At 67.5% G+C, this 18,298-nt stretch carries 15 protein-coding genes; 3 read left to right on the top strand and 12 right to left on the bottom strand.

All coding sequences use genetic code 11. The annotated features are described in order from the left end of the window. Positions 1-150: 150 nt before the first annotated feature. Positions 151-1,089 carry a 3-hydroxyacyl-CoA dehydrogenase NAD-binding domain-containing protein gene (locus LXB15_RS19130; RefSeq protein WP_233949949.1) on the top strand — a complete coding sequence of 313 codons (939 nt, stop codon included), beginning with the start codon at positions 151-153 and terminating at the stop codon, positions 1,087-1,089. A 55-nt stretch (positions 1,090-1,144) separates the two neighbouring features. Here the strand turns inward: LXB15_RS19130 and LXB15_RS19125 are convergent, their stop codons facing one another. The 9 genes from LXB15_RS19125 to LXB15_RS19085 all read right to left on the bottom strand — a co-directional run bounded on the left by LXB15_RS19125 (position 1,145) and on the right by LXB15_RS19085 (position 10,423). Continuing rightward, positions 1,145-2,599 carry a tannase/feruloyl esterase family alpha/beta hydrolase gene (locus tag LXB15_RS19125; protein ID WP_233949948.1) on the bottom strand — a complete coding sequence of 485 codons (1,455 nt, stop codon included), beginning with the start codon at positions 2,597-2,599 and terminating at the stop codon, positions 1,145-1,147. A gap of 100 nt (positions 2,600-2,699) precedes the next feature. Continuing rightward, the gene (locus LXB15_RS19120) at positions 2,700-3,608 is read right to left on the bottom strand and encodes an SDR family NAD(P)-dependent oxidoreductase (RefSeq protein WP_233949947.1); all 909 of its coding nucleotides are present in this window, start codon (positions 3,606-3,608) and stop codon (positions 2,700-2,702) included. 22 nt (positions 3,609-3,630) lie between these two features. After that, positions 3,631-4,566: a 3-keto-5-aminohexanoate cleavage protein gene (locus LXB15_RS19115; protein ID WP_233949946.1), complete on the bottom strand. Its 936-nt coding sequence runs from the start codon at positions 4,564-4,566 to the stop codon at positions 3,631-3,633. Positions 4,567-4,589: 23 nt separating this feature from the next. Next, a complete protein-coding gene (locus LXB15_RS19110) occupies positions 4,590-5,378 on the bottom strand; it encodes an SDR family oxidoreductase (RefSeq protein WP_233949945.1) in 789 nt (262 codons plus the stop codon). Positions 5,379-5,417: 39 nt separating this feature from the next. Further along, positions 5,418-6,128: an ABC transporter ATP-binding protein gene (locus LXB15_RS19105; protein ID WP_233949944.1), complete on the bottom strand. Its 711-nt coding sequence runs from the start codon at positions 6,126-6,128 to the stop codon at positions 5,418-5,420. Further along, positions 6,125-6,889 carry an ABC transporter ATP-binding protein gene (locus LXB15_RS19100; RefSeq protein ID WP_233949943.1) on the bottom strand — a complete coding sequence of 255 codons (765 nt, stop codon included), beginning with the start codon at positions 6,887-6,889 and terminating at the stop codon, positions 6,125-6,127. Before LXB15_RS19100 ends, LXB15_RS19105 begins: the two co-directional genes overlap by 4 nt. After that, positions 6,886-8,163, bottom strand: a complete 1,278-nt coding sequence (locus LXB15_RS19095) for a branched-chain amino acid ABC transporter permease (protein WP_233949942.1) — start codon at positions 8,161-8,163, stop codon at positions 6,886-6,888. Before LXB15_RS19095 ends, LXB15_RS19100 begins: the two co-directional genes overlap by 4 nt. 10 nt (positions 8,164-8,173) lie before the next feature. Then, a complete protein-coding gene (locus LXB15_RS19090) occupies positions 8,174-9,115 on the bottom strand; it encodes a branched-chain amino acid ABC transporter permease (RefSeq protein WP_233949941.1) in 942 nt (313 codons plus the stop codon). Positions 9,116-9,190: 75 nt separating this feature from the next. Continuing rightward, positions 9,191-10,423 carry a branched-chain amino acid ABC transporter substrate-binding protein gene (locus LXB15_RS19085; protein WP_233949940.1) on the bottom strand — a complete coding sequence of 411 codons (1,233 nt, stop codon included), beginning with the start codon at positions 10,421-10,423 and terminating at the stop codon, positions 9,191-9,193. Between the two features lie 315 nt (positions 10,424-10,738). Here LXB15_RS19085 and LXB15_RS19080 point away from each other — a divergent pair, with 315 nt between their 5' ends. Beyond that, complete coding sequence (locus tag LXB15_RS19080) at positions 10,739-11,500, top strand: GntR family transcriptional regulator (RefSeq protein ID WP_233949939.1); 762 nt, start codon at positions 10,739-10,741, stop codon at positions 11,498-11,500. A gap of 140 nt (positions 11,501-11,640) precedes the next feature. On the opposite strand, the gene LXB15_RS19075 is transcribed toward LXB15_RS19080, so the two are convergent. Genes LXB15_RS19075 through LXB15_RS19065 form a run of 3 tightly spaced genes read right to left on the bottom strand, consistent with a single transcriptional unit; the run spans position 11,641 to position 12,538 of the window. Next, positions 11,641-11,895 carry a DUF5985 family protein gene (locus LXB15_RS19075; RefSeq protein WP_233949938.1) on the bottom strand — a complete coding sequence of 85 codons (255 nt, stop codon included), beginning with the start codon at positions 11,893-11,895 and terminating at the stop codon, positions 11,641-11,643. Positions 11,896-11,903: 8 nt separating this feature from the next. Then, positions 11,904-12,173 (bottom strand): DUF5985 family protein, encoded by a 270-nt coding sequence (locus LXB15_RS19070; RefSeq protein ID WP_233949937.1) that lies wholly within the window; start codon positions 12,171-12,173, stop codon positions 11,904-11,906. Positions 12,174-12,175: 2 nt separating this feature from the next. Further along, positions 12,176-12,538 (bottom strand): hypothetical protein, encoded by a 363-nt coding sequence (locus LXB15_RS19065; RefSeq protein WP_233949936.1) that lies wholly within the window; start codon positions 12,536-12,538, stop codon positions 12,176-12,178. A 393-nt stretch (positions 12,539-12,931) separates the two neighbouring features. Here LXB15_RS19065 and LXB15_RS19060 point away from each other — a divergent pair, with 393 nt between their 5' ends. Then, positions 12,932-18,262, top strand: coding sequence for a HAMP domain-containing protein (locus LXB15_RS19060; protein ID WP_233953253.1), 5,331 nt, complete (start codon positions 12,932-12,934; stop codon positions 18,260-18,262). The last annotated feature ends 36 nt before the right edge of the window (positions 18,263-18,298 follow it).

Below are 18,298 nucleotides of genomic sequence, written 5' to 3'. Positions count from 1 at the left end.
GCGATGATATTTCGCGGGCGGCACGCCCCCCAAAATCATGGCCCGGACGCTTCGGCGCCGCCGTTCCCCGTGCTACGCCCGTGGCTTCATCCGTCGTTCCGGCTGCCATGAAGCCGGTCCGACGGCGCCCGCGCAGACAGGAGCAGCGACGTGGAACAGCCAGCGATCGGAACGGTCACCGTGGTCGGCACCGGGATCATCGGGGCGAGCTGGACCTGCCTGTTCCTGGCGCACGGAATCGACGTGGCGGCGACCGACATCCGGCCGGGCGCCGAAGCGGCGCTGCATGACGCGGTCGAGCGTTTCTGGCCGTCGCTGCCGGACGCGGTGCTGCGGCGCGGCAGGCGCGGCACGCTGCGCTTTTCGCCGGAGCTGGAATCGGCCTGCGAGGGCACGGACTTCGTCCAGGAAAACGCCATCGAGCGGCTCGACGCCAAGATCGAGCTGATGCGCCGCATCGATGCGGCGACGCCGGAGCATGTCGTGATCGCATCGAGCTCGTCGGCAATCTCGGTCACCGACATGCAGAGCGCCTGCGCCCATCCCGGCCGTGTGGTGCTCGGCCATCCCTTCAACCCGCCGCATCTGGTGCCGCTGGTCGAACTGGCGGGCGGCGCGAAGACCGACGAGGCCGCGCTCGCCACCGCGGAGCGCTTCTATGCTTCTCTCGGCAAGGTCCCGGTCCGGCTGCAGAAGGAAATCTACGGACACATCGCCAACCGGCTGCAGGCCGCGATCTTCCGCGAGGCGATCCACCTCCTGGAAAGCGGCGTCGCGACGGCGGAGGACATCGACCGGGCGGTCAGCGAGGGACCCGGCCCGCGCTGGGCGCTGATGGGCCCGCTCCTGACCTATCGCCTCGCGGGCGGCGACAGGGGCATGGAGGGCTTCTGGGAGATGTTCGCGCCGATGCAGGAGAAGCTCTGGAGCGACCTGGGAACGCCGGTGCCGGACTCGGCGCTGCAGGCCCGCGTCACCGAGGCGGTCGAGCGCTGCTATGCCGACCGCCCGGTGCGCGCGGTGGCCGAGGATCGCGACCGGCGTCTCAGACGCGTGCTGGAGGCCCGCGAACCGGGCAAGGAGGGCTGATCCCGGCAGGGCGGGGCGCTCGGCGCCCTCGCCCTGATGTGCTGGCGCGCCCCGCTCAGTCGCCGGCCATGATGGTCGCCGGCGCCTTGCCGCTTTCCATCCAGCCTTCCAGCGCGCCAAGCGGGTCGAGATCGGCCTGGCTGATGCCGCCGGCGCCCGGGGCGATGCCGCAATGGTCGAGACCGGGGACCATGAACAGGCGGACGAACGCGCCCAGTGCCTCGGCGCCGCCCGCCGCCTTCTCCGCCGCCTCGTGCCAGGCGATGGTCTTGTAGGGAGAGACGATCGCGTCGGCCCAGCCGTGCCAGACGATCATCTTGCCGCCGGCGTCGCGGAAGGCGGAGATGTCCGGATCGTCGGAATTGTACATCGCCGCGGCTTCCGTCATGCGGCCGGGGTCGCGGTCAAAGTCGAAGTCGGTCGTCTCGTAGGACGCGCCGGGATCGTCCGTGAAGGCCATGTAGGCCCCGAAATTCTTCGCGAAGAGCGGATTGAGGGCCGGCGCGCCGGCCTTCGTGCCGGTCAGCCAGGTGGGCCAGAACGGCTCCGAGCCCTCCGGTATGCCGCCGGGAAAGAGCGTCTTGCCAGCGGAGTCGACCGGCGCCTCCCGCCACTTCTCGACGACCGCCCGTTCGGCCGGCGTGAGGCACTGGCCGCCGGCGGCGCCATCCTTGCAGGCGATCGACGAGAGGTCGACGGCGCACTGGCGGGGATCGGCGATCACCCGGTCCTCCGCCCCGTCGGCGCCGTCGCACTGGCGCATGACCTCGTCGCCGATCAGGTCGACCTTGTCGGTATTCAGGATCTGCTCGCCGTCCGGCCCGGTATTGGCCTGGACGATCCAGGCGAGGCCAGCGCCGGCAAGGCCGGTCTCGTCGAGGGCCGGGGCGCCCGAAATGATCCCCTGGAACATCTCCGGGTAGCGCAGCGCCGCCATGTTGGCCATGCGGCCGCCGGTGGAGCAGCCCTGGAAGATCGCGTCGCCGGAGGGCTTGCCGTAGAAGGCCTCGATCATCGCCTGCGCGACGCGGTTGGTCTCCCCGATCGAGCGCCAGCCCCAGTCGCGCTCGGCATCCGGATTCGCGGCCGCCCAGCTGGCGTCGACCACGGAGAGGCCGTGATGGCCGCTGTCCGACGTGGCGGTGGCATAGCCCCGCGCGATGCCGGGCCCCGTCGCATTGACGAAGCCGCCGTCGTCGTCGCCGCGGCCGAGGATGCCGCAGAAGCCCCCGCATCCGACCTGGTAGAGCTTGCCGTTCCAGCCCTCGAGCGGCAGGCGTACCTCGATGTTGATGGCCGGCAGGGCAATGGCGCGGACTTCGCAATAGGCGGGCGCGGTGCCGGCGGCCTCGACGACGCGCGCCGAGGTCACGTGTCCGGCGGCGAACACCTCGTTGCGCAGGTCGGTGCATGCGGCGCCGGGGTCGGACTGCGCCGACGCCTCCGGGATCGCCAGGGCGCCGACGCCGAGGAGCGCCAGGGCGGCGCTTCGTGCGAGACAATTCTGCATGGGTTTCCTCCCTTGATGAAAGTCGGAAGGCGGGCGGTCCTCCCCCGCGCCGCGTTCCGTGTCCTGCTCTCCTCTGCCGACCTTCGTGGTCGGTCTCGTTTCAGGCGGGCACCGACCGGGCGCGGTTCGCCGTCGCGGTGAACCGCTTGGCCTGGTCGAAGCCGGTGTCGATCGGGCGCGCGGTCGAGAGGTCCGACATCCGGGCGAAGGCCTTGGCGAAGTCGGCCGGGCTGCGGGCCTCGGGCGGCAGATAGACGCCCTCGGATTCCACGACGTGCACCACCGAGAAGACCCCGGCTCCGGCGCCGATAATCGTCTTGGTGGGTGCGGCTTCGGAGGCCATGAAGACCACCGCGGGCGACACCGCTTCCGGCGTCAGCCGGGCGGCGTCGGCCGGGGCGAGCAGCCCCTCGGTCATGCCCGTGGCGGCGATCGGCGAGAGGCAGTTGACGCGGATGCCGTATTTCGCGCCTTCCTGCTGCAGCGTCGCCATCAGGCCGATCATCCCCGCCTTGGCGGCGGCGTAGTTGGCCTGTCCGAAATTGCCGTAGAGGCCGGAGCTGGAGGTGGTCAGCACGATCCGCCCGTAGCCCTGCTCGCGCATCAGGTCCCACACCGCGCGGCAGCAATGCGCCGAGCCGGTGAGATGCACCGCCACGACCGTCTCGAAATCCGCCATCTCCATCTTGGCGAAGGAGCGGTCGCGCAGGATGCCGGCATTGTTGACGAGGATGTCGACGCGGCCCCAGCGATCCGCGACGCGCGCCACCATCGCCTCGACGTCGGCGAAGGAGGAGACGTCGGCGGGCTCGGCCACCGCTTCGCCGCCCAGCGCCGCGATCTCCGCCACCACCGCCAGCGCCGCGGCGCCCGCCGTGCCGTCCGGGCCGGCGATGTCGTTGACCACCACCTTGGCGCCGGCGCGGGCCAGCGCCAGCGCGTGGCAGCGGCCGAGGCCGGTCCCGGCCCCCGTCACGAGGGCCACGCGTCCGTCGAATTCGCTCGTCATGTTCGTTCCCGTCTCGTGCGGCTCAGAAATTCACCTGGTCGCCGCCCTTCAGCGCCAGCATGGCGCGGGCCTCCTTGGGCGTCGCGACCTCGAGCCCCAGCCCTTCGAGCACCTGCCTGACGCGGCTGACCTGCGCGGCGTTCGTCTCGGCGAGCCGCCCCGGGCCGTCCCAGAGCGAGTCCTCGAGCCCGACCCGGACATTGCCGCCCATCGCCGCGGCGAGCGTGGTGATCGGCATCTGATGGCGTCCCGCTCCCAGCACCGACCAGACATAGTCCTTGCCGAACAGCCGGTCGGCGGTGCGCCGCATGTGCGCGACGTCCTCGGCATGCGTGCCGATGCCACCGAGGATGCCGAACACCGACTGCACGAAGAGCGGCCCGGTCACCAGCCCGCGGTCGAGGAAATGCGCCAGGTTGTAGAGATGGCTGGTGTCGTAGCACTCGAACTCGAAGCGGGTGCCGTTGTCCGAGCAGGACTGGAGGATGTACTCGATGTCCTTGAAGGTGTTGCGGAAGACCACGTCGCGGGTCTTCTCCAGATATTCCGGCTCCCAGGCGTGCTGGAACTTCTCGTAGCGGCCGAGCATCGGGAACAGGCCGAAATTCATCGACCCCATGTTCAGCGACGCGACTTCCGGGGCGAACTTCAGCGCCGGCTGCAGCCGCTCCTCGACCTGCATGACCGGGCTGCCGCCGGTGGTGAGGTTCAGCACCGCGTCGGTGCTCTGCTTGATGCGCGGCAGGAAGCGGGCGAAGGCCTCGGGGTCCTGCGTCGGCCGGCCGTCTTCCGGGTTGCGGGCGTGCAGATGCAGGATCGCGGCGCCGGCCTCGGCGGCGCCGATCGCGTGCGCGGCGATCTCGTCGGCGGTGACCGGCAGATGCGGCGACATGCTCGGCGTGTGGATGCCGCCGGTGATGGCGCAGGTGATGATGACCTTGCGGGACGGCTTTGCCATGGGTCTTGTCGCTCTTCGGAGGATCAGATGGTTTCGAGATTGCCGCAGACGCTGATCGCCTGGCCGGAGATGTTGGCCCCGGCGGGCGAGCAGAGGAACAGCGCCATGCCGGCGACGTCCTCGGGTTCGACCATGCGGCGCAGCGAGATGTTCGCGAGGTACTGCGCCTCCATCGCCGCGTAGCTGACGCCCGACGCCTCGGCGCGGTCGCGGATGACGCCCTCGATGCGGGCGCCGCGGACGACGCCGGGCAGGATCGCGTTCACGCGGATGCCGTCCGGGCCCATCTCCTTGGCAAGGCTCGCGGTCAGGCCGACGATCCCCCATTTCGCCGCGGAATAGGGCGTGCGCAGGCCATAGCCGAGCCGTCCGGCCACCGAAGAGATGTTGATGATCGCGCCGGCCTCGCTTTGGCGCAGCAGCGGGGCGGCCCGGCGCAGCACCAGGAACTGGCCCATCAGGTCGACGTCGAGGGTGCGGCGGATCTCCTCCAGCGGGATCTCGTCGATGGCGCCGGTGGGCCCGGCGATGCCGGCATTGTTCACCAGCACGTCGAGACCGCCGAGCCGTTCGGCGGCGGCATCCAGCAGCGCGTCCACCTCGGCCTCGCTCGAGACGTCGGCGCGCAGCGTCGTCACCGCGGGGTGCTCGCCGGCGAAGGCTGCGAGCGCGTCCGCGTCTATGTCGCAGATCAGCACCCTGGCGCCGGCCTCGAGAAACGCCCGGGTGATGGCGGCACCGATGCCCGAGGCGCCGGCGGTGACCAGTACCCGGAGGCCGGGCCGCGGCCGCATCCGTTCGATCATGCTCATGCTTGGTCTCGTCGCAGGGGTCGGAAAGGGGCGGCCATGTCAGGCCACTTCGAGCCAGTTGCGGCGCACGTCCGGCGCCGCCTCGAGTTCGGCGGGGGTGCCGTGGAAGACCAGTTCGCCATGGCCCATGACCATGACCTTCTGGGCGACCTTGAGGGCGATGGTCAGCTTCTGCTCGACCAGCACCACCGCGACGCCGCGGCGGCCGATGTCGAGGATCACCGCCATCACCACCTCGACGATCTTCGGCGCCAGGCCCTCGGTCGGCTCGTCGATCAGCAGCACGCGGGGATTACCGAGCAGCGAGCGGCAGATCGTCAGCATCTGCTGCTCGCCGCCGGAGAGATAGCCGGCGCGGATCGCCCGCCGCTCCTTCAGCCGGGGGAAGTAGTCGTACATTTCGGCGATCGACCAGCGATGCGCGCCCGGCGCACCCTTCTGGCCGCCCATCGCGAGGTTTTCCTCGACTGTCAGGTTGGGGAAGACCAGCCGCTCCTCCGGCACGTAGCCGATGCCCTGGCGGCAGATGTCGTAGGGCCGCTTGCCGGCGAGCGGCCGCCCGTCCAGCGTCACCGTGCCGGCGGTGGGCGGCACCAGCCCCATCATCGCCTTCAGCAGCGTCGACCGTCCCGAGCCGTTGCGGCCGAGCAGCGAGACGATGGCGGCTTCCGGCACCTCCATGTCGATGCCGTGCAGGATGTGGCTCTTGCCGTAATGGGCGTGCAGCCCTTTGACTTCGAGCAGGCTCATGCCGCCTCCACGCCGAGATAGGCTTCCTGGACCGCGCGGTTGGCGCTGATGCGCGCGGGAATGTCGGTCGCCAGAATGTTGCCGTAGACCAGCACCGAGACGCGGTCGCAGAGGCTGAACACGACGCTCATGTCGTGCTCGACCATCAGCAGCGTCTTGCCCTCGGTGACCGAGCGGATGAGTTCGACCGCCTGGGCGGTCTCTTCCCGGGACATGCCGGCAGTGGGCTCGTCGAGGAGGATCACCTCGGCGCCGGTGGTCAGCGTCATGCCGATCTCCAGCGCGCGCTGCTCGGAGTAGCTGAGGTCCCCGGCGAGGTCGTCGCCCCGTGCCGCAAGGCCGACGCGGCCCAGCACCTCCGCCGTCTCCTCGTTCACCTGCCGCATCGCGGCGACGGAGCGGAACAGGCCGAAACGGACGCCGTGACGAGCCAGCACGCCGATGCGCAGATTCTCGAAGACGCTGAGCCGGTGGAAGATGTTGGTGATCTGGAAGGACCGGGCGAGGCCGGCCCGGTTGATCCGGTGCGGCGACAGGCCCGCGATGCTCCGCCCGTTGAGCGAGATCTCGCCGGCGGACGGCGGGAACAGGCCCGAGATCAGGTTGAACAAGGTGGACTTGCCGGCGCCGTTAGGGCCGATCACCGCGTGGCGCTCGCCCGGCCTTATGTCGAGGTCGAGGCTCTTGAGCACCTCGATCGGGCCGAACGACTTGCTCACGCCTGCCAGGCGCAGCGCCGGGCGGTCTGTCGTCGCGCTCATTCTGCACCTCCCAGCAGGGCGGGCTCGCCCGCCCCGGCTTTGCTCCGGTCCGGTCGGCTCCAGATCGCATCGATCCGGCGGCGGGCCCGCACCAGGATCGCGCCGCCCACCAGGAGCAGGAGGAACGGGATCAGCCAGGTCACGACGCCGGCCGGGTCCCAGCTGCTGCCGAACAGTTCGAAGGCCGGCAGCTCACCCTCGGCGGCCTCGCGGATCCGGGCGTAATCCTCGCCGAACAGCACGGCCACGGTCTCGGTCAGGAAGACGATGCCGGCGGTAATCATCAGCCCGCCCACGAGGGCCAGGAGATAGGGGCCGGCCAGGTGCGACCAGTCGAGCCGCCTGCGGTTGCGGATATGGTGGTACGCCACGCCGCCGATGCCGGTCGGCATGTAGAGCATCACCAGGACGAAGATCAGGCCCTGGTAGAAGACCCAGGAGCGGGTGAGGTCGGAGACCAGGAAGGAGAACAGCGTGAAGGCGGTCGCGCCGATGACCGGGCCGAAGAACACCGTGGAGCCGCCGACGAAGGTCTGCAGCACCACCTGCGCCGAGACGTCGGTGGCGAACAGCGAGTAGTTCGCGGTCTCGTTGGAGATCGCCTGCAGCGACCCGGCGACGCCGGTGACCATCGCCGAGACGGCGAAGATGACCACCTTCGAGGCATGGGCGTTGTAACCGAGGAAGCGCACGCGCTGCTCGTTGTCGCGCAGCGCCAGCGTCAGTCGGCCGAAGGGCGTCCGCGTGTAGGCCCACAGCCCCAGCCCGCAGGCCACCACCCAGAACAGCGTCAGATAGTAGACCTCCAGCATCGAGCCGAAGGTCAGGCCCTGCCAGGGCATGCGCATCGAGGCGATGCCGGATTCGCCGCCGAACAGGTTCTCGAGGCGCGGCGCCAGCGAATGGAAGAGCTCGGCGATCGCCAGCGTCACCAGCGCGAAATAGACCCCCGAGCGCATCGTCGAGAAATAGCCGGCGATGAGGCCGACGAAGAGCCCTGCGGCGGCGCCGGCGAGCGGCAGGAGCGGCGTCGGGAAGGGCAGCCCGTCCTCGACGGCGATCATCAGATGCAGCGCCGCGAAGGCGCCGACGCCGAAATAGGCGGCGTGGCCGAAGGACAAGAGCCCCGCCTGGCCGATCAACAGGTTGAAGGCGAGCGCGAAGAGGCTGGCGATCAGGACGTTGACCAGGGCGTTCTGCCAGCTGATGTCGAGGAAGGGCGGCACGGCGACCAGCAGCAGCAGGATGCCGACCGGGGCGAGGAGTTTTCGCATCGGGACCATGTCAGTTGCGCTCGCCCATGAGGCCTGCCGGGCGGACCAGCAGGACGATCAGCATCAGCGCGAAGGGGATGGTGGCGCTGACCGAGGACAGCTCCAGCGTCATCAGCCCGCCGAGCGAGCGGGCCCAGTCGCCGAGCCCGACGAGGCCGAACAGGCTGGCCAGCGACCAGTCGAGACCCACCGCGAAGGAGGAGAACAGGCCGATCAGCAGCGAGGCCGCCAGCGAGCCCTTGAGCGAGCCGAGCCCGCCGACGACGACCACCACGAAGACGATCACGCCGAGCTCGAGGCCCATGTTCGGATTGGTCGGGTAGAAGGCGCCCGCCACGGCGCCTGCGAGGCCCGCCAGCGCCGCGCCGGTGCCGAAGACGAACATGAACACCATCGGGATGTTGTGCCCGAGCGCCTCGGCCATGGCGGGCAGCCGCTCGGCGGCGCGCACGACGATGCCGGTGCGGGTCCGCGTCAAGAGCAGCCACAGCACGGCGAACATCACGACGGCGACGGCGCCGATAAAAAGCCGGTAGAAGGGATAGTCGGATCCGAAGATGCTGAAGGCCGAGAAGCGCAGCCCCTCCGGCATCTGGTAGTTCACCGGGAAGTCGCCGAAGAACAGCTTGATCAGCTCCTCGATGATCAGCGCCAGGCCGAAGGTCAACAGCAGTTCGTGCGCGTGGCCGTGGGCGTGGACCCGCGGCAGCAGGAAGCGCTCGACGCCCATGCCGACGATGCCGACGAAGACCGGCGCGACGAGCAGCCCGACCCAGAAGCCGAAGACCGACGACACCGCATAGGCCACGTAGGCGCCCAGCATGTAGAACGAGGCGTGGGCGAAGTTGAGCACGCCCATCATGCCGAAGATCAGCGTGAGGCCGGCCGACACCATGAACAGCAGGAGTCCATAGGTCACGCCGTTGAGCGCGGAGATGATCGCGAATTCCATGGGGCTTCCGGCACAGGAACGGCAGGGATGGTCCGGCTGGCGGCAGGCGCCGGCCGGACCCCGGGGACGGGGCGGTCAGCCCTCCGGACGTTCCATATTGCAGCTTTCCTGCACCGGATAGATCGCCTCTTCGGCCGGGACGATCTTCACGGTCTCGAAGCCCATATTGGTATCGTCTGCCGGATATTTTGCGTTCTCGACGACCTTCGACACCACCACCGGACGGATCGTCTGGTGGTCCTCCTTGCGGACCGAGACCGGCCCGACCGGGGTCTCGTAGGTCGTGTCCTCCAGCGCGAGCGCGATGTCGGTGACGTCGATGTCGCCGCCGCCGAAGTCGAGCGTGCCGAGCGCCTGCTGGAGCGCGGCCACGGCGAACACGGTGTGGGCCTCGACGAACACCGGGTAGTGGCCCGTCGCCGCCTTGTAGGTCTCGGCGAATTCCTCGCTGCCGGCGGCATTGTCGTAATTGTTGGCGATGTAGTGGCCGAGCGCCGTGTCGCCGGCATTGGCGATGTTGCCCGGCTGGTCCAGGAAGGCGGTGGCGAAGGTCACGTCGAGGCCGGCGTTGCCGACGGCCTTCATCAGCAGCAAGAGGTCGTTCGACCAGTTGCCGGTGAAGACCGTGTCGGGGCCCGCCGCCTTGATGCGCGCGACGAAGGGCGCGAAATCCTGGATCTTGTTGACGTCGTGCAGGACCTCGTCGACAACCTCGTAGCCGCCGGTCTCGGCCGCCGCGGCGGTCGCCGCCTGCATGTCCTGGCCCCAGGAATAGTTCTGGTTGATCGAGTAGACCTTGGTGCCGAGGTCGCCGGCTTCCTTCATCGCGCTGACCAAGGCGTTGACCCGCATCGGCGCCGTGGTGGTGAAGCGGAAATGGTAGAACTGGCACTTGTCGCCGGTCAGCTCCATCGCCTCGCCGCCGAGATTGATGAACATCACCTCCTCGCCCGGGTTGCGCAGATTGTGCTTGCGCACGTCCTCGGTGAGCTGGCCGGCAATGGCCGACGAGGCGCCCTGGAAGATGATATCGACGCCGTCGGCGACGGCCTGGCGGAACTTGTTGGCCGCGTCGGGGGCGCCGCCGGCATTGTCGTATTCGGTGACGGTGATCGGCTCGCCGTTGAAGCCGCCGGCCTCGTTGATCCGGTCGACCTGGTACTTCACGGCATTGGCATAGAGCCGCCCCGTGGAGGTCTGGGCGCCCGAGAGGCTCTCGATGATGCCGATCTTCAGGGGCTCGGCGTGCAGCGCCGTCGCCATGAGGGTCACTGCGGACGTGGCCGCGAATAGAGCAAGATGTTTCATGATGGTTCTCCTCCCAGGATTGACTGCCGGCGTGCCAGCGCCGCTCCGCCCAGTCGGTCGGAAGAGGGCGCCCTCCTCGGGCACGAAACGCAGTCTAACCATATCGCTTCCGGCCCGTAAAGATATTAGATGTGTGATCACACCGGCCGAAAGGCAGGTTCCGCCGGGAAGGCTTTGCCTGCGCCCGGCGTGGAACGTACAATACGGAGGGCGACAACCTTCCCCTCGTCCAAGAGGCGCGGCGTACCGGCGGCGCACCGGCTGTCCGCCACGGCCGCAGATCTCCCTTCGACAGCCCAGCGAGGCCCCGAGCACGTGGATACCCTAGAAACACCGAGGAAAAAGCGCACGCTTGCACCGGTCGACGTCACGACGGTGCAGGAGCGGGTCTACCAGAGCCTGCGACTTGGGCTGCTCCGGGGCGAATTCCTGCCGGGCGAACAGGTGTCGATCCGCGGCCTTGCCGAGGTGCTCGGCACCAGCCCGATGCCGGTGCGCGACGCGGTGGCGCGGCTGATCGCCGAGCGCGCCTTCGAGCAGTCGGGGCCGCGCAGCCTGCGGGTGTTTCCCTATCTGGCTACCGATCACGAGAACTACATCCGCATCCGCATGCAGCTCGAAGGCTATGCGGCCGAGCGCGCCGCGGCCGCGCCGAAGAACCCGGCGCTCATTGACGCGCTCAAGCGGCACAACGAGAGCATCGGGGTGGCGCTTGCGGCCGGCGACTTCGAGGCGGCGCTGGCCGGCAACCAGGCCTTCCATTTCGAGCTCTACCGCGCCGCGGGCTACCCGCAGCTGCTCGACATCATCTCCACCCTGTGGCTGCGGACGGGGCCGATCGTCGCTTCCGCGCGCAAGGACGAGGTATTGTTCGACCGGCTGTTCAACACCGGCATCCACATCCACGACGACGCCATCGACGCCGTGGCGCGGCGCGACCAGGCGGCGGCGCGCTGGGCGGTCAATCTGGACATCCGGTCCGCCCATCTTGCGATCCGGCGCTTCTACAAGCTGGCTTCGGGCGGGGTGGACAGCGCGGCGACCGCGGCTGCCCGCCGCGTCACCGCGGCGGAGTGACGGGCGACGCGGCGAGGGCGGCTGCCGCGATCCGCAAGGGAGCCTGAGGGGAGAAGCGGGCGGTTACCGAACTGGCACCGATCGTCGTCTCCCCGGAACGCGCCATCCGGATCAATCCGGATGGCCTGGCGGCCAGCGACCTATGCGCGCCGGTTCTTCCGGATGATCGCGACGATGATCAGGGTGAAGGCCGCGAGCCGCAGCAGGTAGATCCAGCTCCGCTCCTCATAGGGAATGTCCGCCATGACGAGGAGCGTCTGGTTCAGGGCGAGAAGCCAGAAGGCCAGCGCGAAGGCCACGAAAAGCGAATCCCTCGTGCGCTTCCAGAAACGCAGGAAGAAGAGCCCCGAAACCAGGAAGCCGGCGACGATCAGGCCTGACATGAATTCGAACATGATCGGTCCTACTCGATGTCCCAGACGAAGCCGACCAGCAGGACACTGACCGCACCCAGCGACGCCAGATGACGAAGCAGCTGGAAATCGAGGCTGGGGAAGACGACGATGTCGAGAACCACGGCGAAGCTGTTGAGCGCCAGAAATCCGAAGCACAAGCCGCTCCAGAACAGCAGCTTCGCCCGCGTTTCGTAAAAGGCGCGCAGCAGAAGATAGGTGCAGGTCAGGCTCGTCGCCAGGCACAGGATGTATATCGCGACGGTGATGCTGCCGCCCATCGTTATATCTTTCGGAAGCTGAACGCGTCGGAAAAGGTCCGCAGCTGATCAGCGGGATTCTGGACGATCACCTTCCGCACGGCGCCGGGTCTTTTCCGGTAGAGTTCGTTCAACTGCTGGACCAGAAGGTCGTTGGCCGGATCGGCGAGGCTGTAGCAGACGCGGCCGTCGGCCTCGACCAGGACGAGGCCGCCGGCGACCAGCGCCTCGATGCTCTGCGTCACCACCACCTCGCTGCTGCGAAGTTCGCTCACCAGCTCTTCCGCACTCCATTTGCGCTGCTGGCGATACAGCAGGAGCAGCAGTTCGACGGACCAGATCGACCGGAAGGAGCTCTCTACAAAGTCGTTGAGTTCACGGTTCATCAGGCCTCATCCGTCGGCTGAGACAGCGCATGCGGGCCCGGGCCCGACCCCCGACACTTGCCCTGCAGACTTCTCGCCGTCAGCACGGCAATGCTTCAGCGCTCTCTCACGGAAGCCCGCTCGAGCCTTCGCCTGTTAACCGCTGACGCAGGATTTCACAAGGCGGCGGCAGAGGCAGGGTGCGCGTGGTCAAGCTGGTGGAAAACGGCCATAGATCGGACCCGGCAAACAAGCTTGCGGCTTTCATTTGGTCGCAATCGTGCTTGCATGAGCTGCGCGGGAGGCAGCGGTGACCGCACTCCCCGCTTCTTGATCTGCTTCGGCTCCCCGGCCTTCGGACGGTGCCATCACGTTGGAGAATACCCGGTGGACAACGAGGTCACGACTGGCCAGATGGATCGCCGCAAGCTGCTTGCGGCACTGCGTACCTTCCGTCGCGGCGACTTTTCCGTTCGCCTGCCCGAAGATCACGACGGCATCGACGGCGAGATCGCTCAGACCTTCAACGAAATCGTCGAGATCAACCAGCAGATCACCGGCGAATTCGAGCGGCTCAGCCGGCTCGTCGGCAAGGACGGGCGCATCGCCGAGCGCGGCAGCGTGCGCAACGCGTCCGGCGGGTGGGAGTCCAGCGTACGCTCGGTCAACGAGCTGATTCAGGACATGGTGCAGCCGACCGCCGAGGTGGCCCGCGTCATCGGGGCGGTCGCCAAGGGCGATCTCTCGCAATCCATGATGGTGGAGATCGACGGTCGTCCCTTGCGCGGCGAGTTTCTGCGCATCGGCAAGATCGTCAACACGATGGTGGAGCAGCTCGCCTCCTTCGCCTCGGAGGTGACGCGCGTGGCGCGCGAGGTCGGCACCGATGGCAAGCTGGGCGGTCAGGCGCAGGTGCAGGGCGTCGCCGGCACCTGGAAGGACCTGACCGAGAACGTCAACGCGATGGCGACGAACCTGACCGGGCAGGTCCGCAACATCGCGGAAGTGACCACCGCCGTGGCGCTCGGCGATCTGTCCAAGAAGATCACCGTCGACGTGAAGGGCGAGATCCTGGAGCTGAAGGACACCATCAACACGATGGTGGACCAGCTCAATTCCTTCGCCTCGGAGGTGACGCGCGTTGCCCGCGAAGTCGGCACGGAGGGCAAGCTCGGCGGCCAGGCGCAGGTGCCGGGCGTCGCCGGCACCTGGAAGGACCTGACCGAGAACGTCAACGCGATGGCGACCAACCTCACGGGCCAGGTGCGCAACATCGCGGAAGTGACCACGGCCGTGGCGCTCGGTGACCTTTCGAAGAAGATCACCGTCGACGTGAAGGGCGAGATCCTGGAGCTGAAGAACACCATCAACACGATGGTGGACCAGCTGAACTCCTTCGCCTCGGAAGTGACGCGCGTGGCCCGCGAGGTCGGCACCGAGGGCAAGCTGGGCGGTCAGGCGCAGGTGCCGGGCGTCGCCGGCACGTGGAAGGACCTGACCGAGAACGTCAACGCGATGGCGACCAACCTGACGGGGCAGGTGCGCAACATCGCCGAGGTCACCACCGCCGTGGCGCTGGGGGATCTTTCGAAGAAGATCACCGTCGACGTGAAGGGCGAGATCCTGGAGCTGAAGAACACCATCAACACGATGGTGGACCAGCTCAATTCCTTCGCCTCGGAGGTGACGCGCGTCGCCCGCGAGGTCGGTACCGAGGGCAAGCTCGGCGGTCAGGCGCAGGTGCAGGGTGTCGCCGGCACCTGGAAGGACCTGACCGAGAACGTCAACGCGATGGCGACCAACCTGACCGGGCAGGTGCGCAACATCGCGGAAGTGACCACCGCCGTGGCGCTCGGCGATCTTTCGAAGAAGATCACCGTCGATGTGAAGGGCGAGATCCTGGAGCTGAAGAACACCATCAACACCATGGTGGACCAGCTGAACTCCTTCGCCTCGGAAGTGACGCGCGTGGCGCGCGAGGTGGGCACGGAGGGCAAGCTGGGCGGCCAGGCGCAGGTGCAGGGCGTTGCCGGCACCTGGAAGGACCTCACCGACAACGTCAATTCCATGGCCGAGAACCTCACCGGCCAGGTCCGCAACATCGCCGAGGTCACCACGGCGGTGGCCCGCGGCGATCTCTCCAAGAAGATCACCGTCGACGTGAAGGGCGAGATCCTCGAGCTGAAGGACACCATCAACACCATGGTGGACCAGCTCAACTCCTTCGCCTCGGAAGTGACGCGCGTGGCGCGCGAGGTGGGCACCGAGGGCAAGCTCGGCGGTCAGGCGCAGGTGCAGGGCGTCGCCGGCACCTGGAAGGACCTGACCGACAACGTCAACGCGATGGCGGCGAACCTGACCGGCCAGGTCCGCAACATCGCGGAGGTGACCACCGCCGTGGCGCTGGGCGATCTGTCGAAGAAGATCACCGTCGATGTGAAGGGCGAGATTCTCGAGCTGAAGAACACCATCAACACGATGGTGGACCAGCTGAACTCCTTCGCCTCGGAAGTGACGCGCGTGGCGCGCGAGGTGGGCACGGAGGGCAAACTCGGCGGCCAGGCGCAGGTTCGCGGTGTCGCCGGCACCTGGAAAGGCCTCACCGACAACGTCAATTCCATGGCCGAGAACCTTACCGGCCAGGTCCGCAATATCGCGGAAGTGACCACGGCGGTGGCTCGCGGCGATCTGTCGAAGAAGATCACCGTCGACGTGAAGGGGGAGATCCTCGAGCTGAAGGACACCATCAACACGATGGTGGACCAGCTGAACTCCTTCGCTTCGGAAGTGACCCGCGTCGCCCGCGAAGTCGGCACGGAGGGCAAGCTCGGCGGCCAGGCGCAGGTGCAGGGCGTCGCCGGCACCTGGAAGGATCTCACCGACAACGTCAACCTGATGGCGACCAACCTGACCAACCAGGTGCGGGGCATCGCCGACGTCGTGACGGCCGTCGCCGAGGGCAACCTCAAGCGCAAGCTGTCGGTGGACGCCAAGGGCGAGATCGCGACGCTCGCCGAGACGATCAACGGCATGATCGAGACGCTGGCGACCTTCGCCGACCAGGTGACCAACATGGCGCGCGAGGTCGGCATCGAGGGCAAGCTCGGCGGCCAGGCGCGCGTGCCGGGCGCTGCGGGCCTCTGGCGCGACCTGACCGACAACGTCAATCAGCTCGCGGCCAATCTGACGAACCAGGTGCGCTCCATCGCCGATGTGGCCACCGCGGTGACCAAGGGCGACCTCTCGCGCTCGATCGCGGTCGAGGCGTCGGGCGAAATGGCCGTCCTGAAGGACAACATCAACGAGATGATCCGCAACCTCAAGGATCAGACGCTGAAGAATGCCGAGCAGGACTGGCTGAAGACCAACCTCGCCCGCTTCTCGCGCATGCTGCAGGGCGAGCGCGACCTGAAGACCGTCTCGACGCTGATCATGTCCGAGCTGGCGCCGCTGGTGAACGCGCAATACGGGGTGTTCTACGTCACCACCCGCGAAGAGGACGCGCTGCATCTGGAACTCGCCGCCAGCTACGGCGCGGAGAACGTCGCGAACCTCAAGCACCACGTCGCGCTGCGCGAAGGCCTGATCGGGCAGAGCGCCGCGGACAAGCGGGCCATCCTCCTCGAGGACGTGCCGTCGGGCTTCCTGCAGATATCCTCGGGTCTCGGCCGCGCCGACCCGGCCAATGTCATCATCCTGCCCGCCCTGTTCGAGGACGAGGTCCGCGCCGTCATCGAACTCGCCTCGTTCGGCGAATTCCGCGAGTCGCACCAGTCGTTCCTCAACCAGCTGATGGAGTCCGTCGGCATCGTTCTCAATACGATCGCCGCCACCATGCGCACCGAGGATCTGCTGAAGCAGTCCCAGCTGCTGACAGCCGAGCTGCAGGCCCGCCAGACCGAGCTGACGACCAAGCAGGAAGAGCTGCACGCCACCAACGAGGAGATGCAGGAAAAGGCCCAGCTTCTGGAAAACGAGAAGAAGCAGGTGGAGGCCAAGAACATCGAGATCGAGATGGCCCGCCGCGCGCTCGAGGAGAAGGCCGAGCAGCTTGCCCTGACCTCCCGCTACAAATCCGAGTTCCTGGCGAACATGAGCCACGAACTGCGGACCCCGCTGAACTCGCTGATGATCCTTTCCAAGCTGCTGGCCAGCAACCAGCAGGGCAATCTCGACGCCAAGCAGGTGGAATTCGCCAGGACGATCCACTCGGCGGGCACCGATCTTCTCAGCCTGATCAACGACATTCTCGACCTGTCGAAGATCGAGTCCGGCACGGTGTCGATCGAGGTGGGGGACATTTCGCTTGCCGAGCTGACCCAGCACATGGAGCGGACGTTCCGCCAGATCGCCGCCGACAAGAATCTCGGCTTCACGATTTCGCTGGCGAGCGACGTGCCGGAGAAGGTGCGGAGCGACGAGAAGCGGCTGCAGCAGATCGTCCTCAACCTGCTGTCAAACGCCTTCAAGTTCACCTCGGCCGGCGAGGTCACGATCGCGATCGGCATGGCCGACGACGGGTGGAACAGCGACCATGCAGCGCTCAACACCGCCTCCGGCGTGCTCTCCATCGCGGTGAGCGACACCGGCATCGGCATCTCGCCCGACAAGCAGAAGCTGATCTTCGAGGCCTTCCAGCAGGCCGACGGCACGACCAGCCGCAAATACGGCGGCACCGGTCTTGGCCTTTCCATCAGCCGCGAGATCGCCCGTCTTTTGGGCGGCGAGCTCCATGTCAGCAGCCGGCCCGGCGAAGGCTCGACCTTCACGCTCTACATTCCGCTGCGGACCGTCGACGAGGAGGCCGACCACGCCTCGCCCGATCTCGCCGGCGATGCGGCCCCGCCGGCCGAGATCAGCTCGCCGCTCGCCGGCGCGCTCGAAGTGGCCGATGATCGCGGGGCGATCTCCCATGGGGACCGCGTCATCCTCATCGTCGAGGAGGACGTCACGCACGCCAAGCTCCTGCTGGAACTGGCGCGGAAGGCCGAACTGAAGGGCGTGGTGTCGACCAGCGGCGCCGAAACCCTGGCGCTGGCGCGAAAGCTTCAGCCCGACGCGCTCGCGGTGGACATCGATCTCTCCGACATGAACGGCCTCGTGCTGCTCGACCTCCTGCGGCACGATTCGCGGATCCGGCATCTTCCCATCCACGTGTTCTCCGGATCGCCAGGCGCGCTCGCCGAGGCAGCGGAGTCGGGCGGGATCCTCATGGATCTCGACGTGCTCTACCAGAAGTTCCTCGATGTCCGGCAACAGTCGCGGGAAGACGATGGCGAAGATGCCGCGACCTCCATGGACGACACCGGGATGCTGTCCGGGGCCAAGGTGCTCATCGTCGACGACGACATCCGCAACATCTATTCGCTGACCAGTGCCCTGGAGATTCACGGCATCCACGTGCTGCACGCCGAGCGCGCGCGCGAGGGGCTGTCGATCCTGGAGGAGAACCCGGACGTCGATGTCGCGCTGATCGACATCATGATGCCGGAAATGGACGGCTACGAACTCATCCGCGAGATCCGAAAATATCCCCGGCACAAGGATCTCCCGCTGATTTCGGTAACCGCCAAGGCGATGCGCGGCGATCGCCAGAAGTGCCTCGAGGCCGGGGCCTCGGATTATGTCTCCAAGCCGGTTGACATCGAGCTCCTACTCTCGCTCTTGCGGGTCTGGGTCGCCCGGTCACATTCTCGCGCGCGGCCGGATTCGGGCGGCAGCCCATTCGCGGTCGTGGCGGAGTGACCGTGCCGGAGGACTTCATGCAGGACGACATTCCGC

The organism is Aurantimonas sp. HBX-1, assembly GCF_021391535.1.
Lineage (GTDB): Bacteria > Pseudomonadota > Alphaproteobacteria > Rhizobiales > Rhizobiaceae > Aurantimonas.
Note: the sequence above shows the minus strand (reverse complement) of the source record. Positions and strands in the feature narration are given on the sequence as shown.